This window comes from Enterococcus lemanii (assembly GCF_016909125.1).
In the GTDB taxonomy this organism is placed as follows: domain Bacteria; phylum Bacillota; class Bacilli; order Lactobacillales; family Enterococcaceae; genus Enterococcus_I; species Enterococcus_I lemanii.
Genome location: NZ_JAFBFD010000005.1, coordinates 72,887 through 81,259 on the forward strand (window position 1 = coordinate 72,887; position 8,373 = coordinate 81,259).

The window sequence follows — 8,373 nt, forward strand, 5'->3', positions numbered from 1 at the left end:
GTTAAATTAACTCGCATATTCGTGCATCCTCATCAATGTTTTAGCTGCTGCTTCAAAATAGGATGCTTCAACTTCAATCGCGTTTTCCCCTGTTTTTAAAACATGAATGATTTGATCAAGTGTTACCTTTTTCATTTCAGCACAAATTGGATGTGTTTGCGGATAGTAAAAATCTTTAGCGGGATTTTCTTTTTTCAAGACATAGTCAATGCCACTTTCTGTTGCAATAATAAACGCATGGGCTTCGCTTTGACTAGCATAAGTAATAATACCTGTCGTTGAGCCAATGTAATCCGCCTTTGCTCGAATTTGTGCATTACACTCAGGGTGAACAAGTAGAAGTGCTGCTGGATATTCTTTTTGTTTAGAAGTGATTTCATTCACAAGCATTTCCTCATGAATTGGACAATGACCCGCATTAAAGATAAAATGCTTTTCCGGTACTTGACTCGCCACGTAAGCACCTAAATTTTTATCAGGAATAAATAAAATATTTTTATTAGGTAAATTACGTGCAATTTCAACCGCATTTGAAGACGTGACACAAACATCTGACCACGACTTAATTTCTGCCGTTGTATTGATATAACATAAAACAGCTAAATCTTCATATTCTTTGCGCGCCTTTGCCACTTCTTCATACGTCACCATATGCGCCATCGGACAATCAGCCGTAAGAGAAGGCATTAACACTGTTTTAGCTGGTGATAGTAATTTCGCGCTTTCACCCATAAAGGTCACCCCACAAAAAATAATTGTTTCATTCGTGAGTTCTTTTGCGATTTTACTCAAATAATAAGAGTCGCCAATGTAATCAGCAATGGCTTGTACTTCAGGTGAAACATAGTAGTGCGCTAAGATAACGGCTGCTTTTTCTTCTTTTAACTGTTCGATTTCTTTTTGCTTTCTCGTACTCATAGTGCCTCCTTAATCGTTCAATAAATACTTTTAATAAGCAGTATAGCACTCACCACCTCATGTGTAAAGACACATAATTAGACACTGATACAAAATAAAAAACAACAATCAAAATCGATTATTGTTTTTTATTTATTCAATTAATAAGTTGCTTTTTGAACAGTTGAAAGCCCTCGTAATTCATAATGCATTACAGATGTCCCCTGAACTTCTAGTGACCATTCTCCTTCTAAATAAAAACGTCCCGTAAATACCGTTAAACCATTATCTGCAAAAATTTCGATACTAGAATGATCGACAATTATCCGGACATCATGCATGGTTTCAACTTGGCGAATCGCTAGGCGTTGTTGCCCATATTGGTCATTATAAAGATGTGTCGTTTGGGAGCGATCGAGGCAATATTCATTCGATTGACTTGAAAAGACTAAACATTCATTTTTCTCGTTTTTAATGATAAGCTTAAACAGTTCACTGGCAGGAATAACTAGTTCAAACGCTTTATTTGTCAACGTTTTTTCAGTTACTTGCAAGCTTTTTTTGCCTCGCATCTGTTCCCATTCAGCAATTGGTTGTTGAAGGATACGTTGATTTTCAACCGTAATTTCTCGTGGAATTGTCAGCATATGTGCCCATTGATAATCATCCGATGGGTAAGCCGTTTTTGAATTTCCTAACCAACCATAGAGTAATTTTCGACCTTGTTGATCTGTAAAAATTTGCGGTGCATAAAAATCAAAACCTTTATCCAATTCATAAATGGTTTCATAATGAAAAACGCGCTTCTCAGTATCTAAAGGCTGTCCTACTGCATAAATTACCGAAAAGACATTTTGAAAATCATATGGATCAACGGCTTGAATGCCTTGCGGAGAAAAAAGCATCACCCCATAATCTTTCTCTTCAAAATAATTTGGGCATTCCAACATATAACCAAAAGGATAATCCCCTAAATCAATGGTACCCAATCGTTCAAAAGACGTTGGTGTACGCCCTTTACTCAGCCAAAGTACGCCTTCATTAGTTAAACTTTCTGCCCCAACAATCATAAAATAATCTTCTTCACGCTTAAAAATGAAAGGATCTCGATAATTTTCAGTTGTTTTTGTTAAATCGACATCTTCGATTATACCTGTTTTAACAATTTCGCCTTCTTCAATAACTGCGTGGACCGAAGAAGGTAACAGTTGCTCGCCTTCTTTACGAATTCCCGTGTAATATAAATGAACTTGCTCTTCTTCTTGAAAAGCCATCCCCGTATAACACCCAAATGCATCATAAGGTTGATCGGGGTACATTTTTACTCCATAACTTTCATAATGAATAAAGTCTTTTGTTTTTACATAAGCCCAATGCTTTAAGCCATGAACCGTACCTAAAGGAAACCATTGGTAATAAATATGATACCAACCTTCTTTATCTTGGTACAAACCATTTGGGTCATTCACCAAACCATGCGGTGCTGCAATGTGACAAGTCGGGTAAAAATTAGTATCTTCCGCCACTTTTGCTTTCATTTGATCAAGGTAACTTTCGCCGACATCTTCTTTTCGAACATGGCGATTTTGACGATTTGAAAAATCTAGAAACTCCATTTTTTCCACCTTTCTAAGCTTCTGCAGGTTCTTTACGCATTAATAAATAAGTACCCACATAAGCAACGCCCACTGAAATGGCTAGAACCATTAAATAAGGGAATAATCCGCCATCTAAGTATAAAAGCATGCCAGGCAACATTGAAGCACCTGTTCCTTTTGCTGCTAATTGAATCACACCTGCAAATGCACCACCAGCGGCACCACCGACACAACCCATTAAGAATGGTTTAATTTTTGGAAAGTTAAGGCCATACATCACTGGTTCTGAAATCCCAAATAAAGCTGGAATTAATGCTGGAATCATTTTGCCACGTTGAACGCGATTTTTTTGTAGCATCACCATAGCAAGCCCTGCACCTAACTGACCTGCGATAGCCGCTGAGCCTAGCGGATTGATATAATCAACGCCTGTTTGCGTATATAGACTAACAATGATTGGCGTAATCGTATGATGCATCCCGACAGCACAAAGTAATTGGATACCACCACCATAAACAATTCCCCCAATTCCATAAGGTAATTGCAATGCAGCCAACACAAAGTTTGTTAAACCAGATTCAACCAAACTTAATAATGGCCCTACAATAAACAAACCTAACAATAAGCTAGTTAATAAAGTTAAAAATGGCACAATTAATAAATCTAAAATAACTGGAATAACTTGATGTAACTTTACTTCTAGGCGCGCCGCAAAAAAGCCTAAGAACAATGGTGGTAAGACAGAGCTTTGATAACCTGTAATCGTTAAATCAAGGCTACCTAAACCAAATTGAATCGGATCAACTAAGCCATTCACCACATCCCATTTGTTTGGTAAAATTGGTGAAACTAACATCAATCCTAAAACAATCCCAATGATTGGTGAACCACCAAATTTTTTCACAGCAGACCAACAAACAAGCACAGGAATAAATGTGTAAGCCGTATCGGTTAAAACACTAAAAATTTGATCAATATTTTCAGGAATTTGCAAACCAAAACCGTTGATTAGTAATCCTCGTAACCCCATTAAAATCCCAGTTGCTAGTAAAACAGGAATAATTGGAATAAAAATATCAGAAATCATTTTTGTTACTTGTTGAAAATTAAGCGGCTCTTTCGGCCCGTCGACTTGATTTTCTTCTGTTTTCCCAGCGCACATTTGTGCAAATTCTTCATAAACTTTATTGACATAACCTGTCCCTAAAATTACTTGGTGTTGCCCACTTTTCGCAAAATAGCCCACGACATCGTCCACTTGAGTAACCGCTTTATCGTCAATGACACGATCATCTTTTAATTCAATTCGTAATCGTGTCGCACAATGTGTCACCGAGGCAATATTGTCTTTGCCTTCAAACAGAGTTAGTAATTCACTAGCCGTTTTTTTTGCATCTTTTTTCATTTTTTCCTCCTTGACAAGATTATTTATATTTATTTCTCGAACCGGTTTGATAAAACGATACTAGCATAGGAATTTCTTTTCGTCAACACTTTTTGTAACCGATTTATTAAAACGCTTTTTCACAAACGTTTGAAATAGAAATGAAAAATATCGAAACCCCCTTGTCTTATCACTCATTTGGAAATAATTTTCCAAACAAAGTAAATTTCACAAGATTCGTTTCGATATTTTTTTCAAACAATTTTAATCGTTAATTATCGCGCAAGTCTCACCTGGCGACCACGAAACAGCTAATGGTACGGATTGTTTTCTCTCTGGTAATCCTTCAATTTTTGCAATCAGTTGGGCCGCAGCTTCAACCGCTAATTGCTCAATTGGTTGAACGACAGCACTTATGGCAAGCGGCCCCATCTGTGTAATTTGTGTACCATCATAAGCAATTAGTTTGAGCTGTTCTGGGATTTGAATGCCTTTTTTCCAAGCAACTTTCAAACACTGCGTAATTACCATGTCCGTCCCTATAAACGCCTGCGCATCAGGGTATTTATCCAGAGCTTCTTGTGCTACTTTAAAGTACTCTTCTAAAGCAAACGTGTGTTTTGGCATTGGATGAATGATTAGTTCTTCTTGCTCTTCTACAAATAAGCGTGCACATTCTTCAACAAAAGTATCCGCGCCAATATTCCCTTTACTTGTTCCAGAAAATTGCACCACTTTTTTACAACCATTTTTACGTAATTGTTCTACCGTCAAATGGGCAGCTTGTAAGTGGTCAGAAGAAACCATCGGAATATTCGGACTTAAAAAACGATCTAAACTAACAATTGGACGAGAGGTCGCTTGATAATCTTCAATCTCTAATGTATGGACACACATAATCAGACCGTCCATTGTTTGTCGATTCAACCACTGCAAATATTCTAATTCAACTTTTTCACGTCCTAATGTACTACAAACCATCGTCATATACCCGTGTTCGTATAACTCTTTTTCAATTGCTTTTACAAAAGTTGCAAAAAAAGGGTGAATAACATCTGGTACAACCACACCAACAAGATGTGATTTTTTATTTGATAAATTTTTAGCCAATTGACTCGGAATATAATTTAATTCTTTCATCGCTGCTTGCACTTTTTGTTTAGTAGCCAACGATACATACCCGGTATTGTTAATTACTAATGACACTGTGCTTTTTGATACTTTGGCTAATTTTGCCACATCATTAATACTCGCCATAATTTTCTCCTTTGTGTTTTTTTTCATTATAGCGAAGATGTGGATTGCTGTCTAACCAATCCCAAATTCCTGTGCATAAGTGACCAGTCCAACAGGTTTTTTCCCCTGTTGCTTTAAAAAACAAACCCTAAAATACTCACTAGGAATATCAAACGGTGCTTGAATTTGCCACTGACTGGCTTCTTCATAACCAAACTTCGAATAATAATTTGGATCACCCAATACAACAATCGCCGGATAACCGAGTTTTTCTGCAACTTCATGCACTTTTTTTATTAATGCCGAACCTACTCCTTGCTTTTGAAAATCAGGTAAGACTGACAGTGGGGCCAAAGCCAAGCCCACATTTTCACCAATGCTAATTTCGGTCAGTAATAGGTGTCCCACGACTTTATCCTGGATCTTAGCAACCAAAGATAATTCTGGCACAAATGCCAAACTATTTCGTAAAGCAACGACTAACTCTGCCTCATTGCCCTCGCTATGTTCAGCATTTTTAAAAGCCGTTTGGACTACTTCATAAACTACTTCAAAGTCTTCTTTTGTTTCTATTTGAATCTTCAATTGTCTTTCCTCACCGTTCTAAAAAACTTCGAATTTTTTAAGCTTTTCTAGGAGCCGTCTTTTTTTGTAATTCCAATTGTTCCATCCAACGATTACTGATAAATCGACGATAGAAAATAAATCCACGAATCCCCCACTCGATTGTCATCGCTGCATAAATCCCAAGTAAACCAACCCCAAGCCAAATCCCCACAATGTAACCAATCCCAATTCTGAAGATCCACATCGTTAACAAGGACACTTTGGAGGTAAACTTACCATCCCCGACTGCTCGTAAAGCAGAAGGTAAAACAAAACTAAAGCACCAAGTAAAAGCGTGCATAACAAAAGCCATTAAATACATTTTAAAAATAACAGGAATCGTCTCTGGCACTGGCTTAAACAAATTCATCGCCAGCGGGAAAAACGGTAGCAACAACGCGTCGATCGCGATAATGGCGACGGTACCTAACCGAATAAAAGATTTCGTCAATTTCTTTACGTCTTTTAAATTCCCACGTCCCACCGATTGCCCGACAATCGGAACCAAAGAGGTACCTAGTGCACTCGGGATAATTTCAGCAATTTGAACCCAAGAACCTGCAATCGCATTCGCGGCAATATAGGCAGTCCCCAAACTTACGACCATCATTTGCATGACTATTTTTCCACCGTGGAAGAATAGGGATTCTGCTGCAAAAGGCAGTGAGATTTGTAAAATATAACGCATCATTTGACCATCGATTTTTAAAATTTCTTTTTTCCGCAAACGATAATTTCGACGATGCAAATAAAGTGAATAACTCGCAAACAAAACACCTAAAAGGCGTGAGATAAATAACGAATAAATCAAACCCATAATTCCTAGTTTCAAGTATAAAACAAAGACAAAGTTACTTAATAAATAAACGCCATTCATGAACAACGAGTTTTTTAAAGAATTACGCGTAAAACCTAATCCGCGTAAACTTCCGTTAATCCCTTCAATCACTGCATGCGCCGGATAACTCAATAAAACCCCAACAAAATATAACTTAGCGCTATTCATCACACTTGCTTCGGCACTCCCAAAAAGCAAGCGTAACACCCCTTGATGTAAAAATAAAAACAAGAGCATTAAGATCGTTCCAACAAACAAGGTTGAATGAATTACACTAGCGGTCAGTCGGCCTAAACGTCTGATATCACCACTGCCGTAAGCACGTGAAATCAAGACTGTTCCACCCAAACCGATTGCAACAAAAATCTGAACTAAAAAGACATTCACACTTCCAACCATATTAACCGCACTAATCGCAGCTGCTCCCGACGAACTAATCATCGCTGTGTTAATAAAGTTGAAACTAATTAGGAAAAATTGATCAATAATCACTGGCCAAAGGATGGCTAAAATTTCACTTTTGGATATCTCTTCTCCTTCTAAAGAAATTCCAAGCTTATTTTTAAGTTTTTTTAGTATCATAATGCCCTTTCTTTTTCATTTTTTTAACGTTAAAATCTCCTTAAAGCCTATTATAACAGTAATTTTAAATTTAAGCATCGCAAGACTACTTATTTTACAAATGTTTCCAATAAGGAAAAAAAGAAGCCTATAAAAGACTTCTTTTTTCCTTATTTTATTTGTTCTTCAACCTTTATTTATTTTATTCAAATTCTCAATCGCAAGTTTCCCGGCTTTTTTAATTAACTCTTGAACTTCGGGTTTGTCTATATTTCCAGCTGAAACAGTAGTATAGTACCCATCACTCAAAATGTGAAGGCCTGGCGTAAAAATATAAGCTTCATCGCCAATATTTTCTACTACGACCTTATCATCAAAGTTTTCGAGTGTTGTTCGGAATATATCCTCAGGACGATTGGGTTGTTCTTTTGGCATAAAAGCTTGTTGTACAATGGCGACTTGCAGTAGAGTTCTATCCATCACATCCCCTTCTGTTAGATAGCCACATATCTTAGAACCTACCCGCTCTTCCTCTTTTTTTTCAATATCGACTATTTTTAATCCCGTTAACGTTTCCGCTTCCTCTTTGGAAATCAATTCTTCTGCTTCGATGATTTTTTTGGTTGCCTTTTTTGTACTAAGTTCTATCTTTTCAGCGCTAGACTCTTGACTTGTGTTATCTTGAGCTTCTTTAGGGCTACAACTACTCAAAAACAATACGGACAAAACTATAGGTAAGAACAAACTATTTTTCATGAAATCTCCTCCTCTAGCGTTTTATACTATGAAAAACCATCAATTTATCAGTTACACTAAGAGCGTTTCACTTTTTATTTTGAACTTATAAATCCGTATACTTGTCATTTTTCCCCTTGCTTTTCTCGATTGGATATTTTATCGTATTCTTGGTTATTTTTTTTTGAATGATATTTGCAACATCAAAGTCTAAATTATCAGCCAACATCAAAGAATAGATAAGAACATCCGCTAATTCTTCTTCTAGCCGTTCTTTATTATTTTTTATCACTTCATCAGAATTCTTCCATTGAAATAACTCAAGTAGTTCAGCTGCTTCGATAGAAATAGAAATAGCTAAATCTTTTTCATCGTGAAACTGTCTCCAATTGCGATCATCTCTAAACTTGTTAACTATAGCTAGTGAACTACTCACCACTTAGCTAAACCTGTCGGTTCTTGACGCTTGAAGTGGGCGCTTCTTGGGAATAGAGCATACTTGCAAGCGTATTTCTTTA

The 8,373-nt window shown here is 36.9% G+C and carries 8 protein-coding genes; all 8 read right to left on the minus strand.

Annotation, left to right across the window (positions count from 1 at the left end):
• Nucleotides 1-6: 6 nt before the first annotated feature.
• The 8 genes from nadA to JOD14_RS02635 all read right to left on the minus strand — a co-directional run bounded on the left by nadA (nt 7) and on the right by JOD14_RS02635 (nt 8,291).
• On the minus strand, nt 7-918 hold the full coding sequence (gene nadA, locus JOD14_RS02600) for a quinolinate synthase NadA (RefSeq protein ID WP_204653136.1): 912 nt from the start codon (nt 916-918) through the stop codon (nt 7-9).
• A 140-nt stretch (nt 919-1,058) separates the two neighbouring features.
• Nucleotides 1,059-2,513, minus strand: a complete 1,455-nt coding sequence (locus JOD14_RS02605; protein WP_204653137.1) for a glycoside hydrolase family 32 protein — start codon at nt 2,511-2,513, stop codon at nt 1,059-1,061.
• 13 nt (nt 2,514-2,526) lie between these two features.
• Nucleotides 2,527-3,900, minus strand: a complete 1,374-nt coding sequence (locus JOD14_RS02610) for a PTS transporter subunit EIIC (protein ID WP_204653138.1) — start codon at nt 3,898-3,900, stop codon at nt 2,527-2,529.
• Between the two features lie 243 nt (nt 3,901-4,143).
• On the minus strand, nt 4,144-5,136 hold the full coding sequence (locus JOD14_RS02615; protein ID WP_204653139.1) for a LacI family DNA-binding transcriptional regulator: 993 nt from the start codon (nt 5,134-5,136) through the stop codon (nt 4,144-4,146).
• A gap of 51 nt (nt 5,137-5,187) precedes the next feature.
• The gene (locus JOD14_RS02620) at nt 5,188-5,700 is read right to left on the minus strand and encodes a GNAT family N-acetyltransferase (RefSeq protein WP_204653140.1); all 513 of its coding nucleotides are present in this window, start codon (nt 5,698-5,700) and stop codon (nt 5,188-5,190) included.
• Nucleotides 5,701-5,737: 37 nt separating this feature from the next.
• Nucleotides 5,738-7,141: an MATE family efflux transporter gene (locus JOD14_RS02625; RefSeq protein WP_204653141.1), complete on the minus strand. Its 1,404-nt coding sequence runs from the start codon at nt 7,139-7,141 to the stop codon at nt 5,738-5,740.
• A 165-nt stretch (nt 7,142-7,306) separates the two neighbouring features.
• On the minus strand, nt 7,307-7,876 hold the full coding sequence (locus JOD14_RS02630; RefSeq protein WP_204653142.1) for a hypothetical protein: 570 nt from the start codon (nt 7,874-7,876) through the stop codon (nt 7,307-7,309).
• Nucleotides 7,877-7,961: 85 nt separating this feature from the next.
• Entirely contained in the window at nt 7,962-8,291 is a 330-nt protein-coding gene (locus tag JOD14_RS02635) for a MazG-like family protein (RefSeq protein WP_204653143.1), read from the minus strand.
• Nucleotides 8,292-8,373 lie beyond the last annotated feature (82 nt).

Bases quoted from the DNA above. Each gene is read 5' to 3' on its own strand.
- JOD14_RS02610 (WP_204653138.1), bottom strand. From the start codon at position 3,900: ATGAAAAAAGATGCAAAAAAAACGGCTAGTGAATTACTAACTCTGTTT.
- JOD14_RS02605 (WP_204653137.1), bottom strand. From the start codon at position 2,513: ATGGAGTTTCTAGATTTTTCAAATCGTCAAAATCGCCATGTTCGAAAA.
- JOD14_RS02625 (WP_204653141.1), bottom strand. From the start codon at position 7,141: ATGATACTAAAAAAACTTAAAAATAAGCTTGGAATTTCTTTAGAAGGA.
- JOD14_RS02615 (WP_204653139.1), bottom strand. From the start codon at position 5,136: ATGGCGAGTATTAATGATGTGGCAAAATTAGCCAAAGTATCAAAAAGC.
- nadA (WP_204653136.1), bottom strand. From the start codon at position 918: ATGAGTACGAGAAAGCAAAAAGAAATCGAACAGTTAAAAGAAGAAAAA.
- JOD14_RS02630 (WP_204653142.1), bottom strand. From the start codon at position 7,876: ATGAAAAATAGTTTGTTCTTACCTATAGTTTTGTCCGTATTGTTTTTG.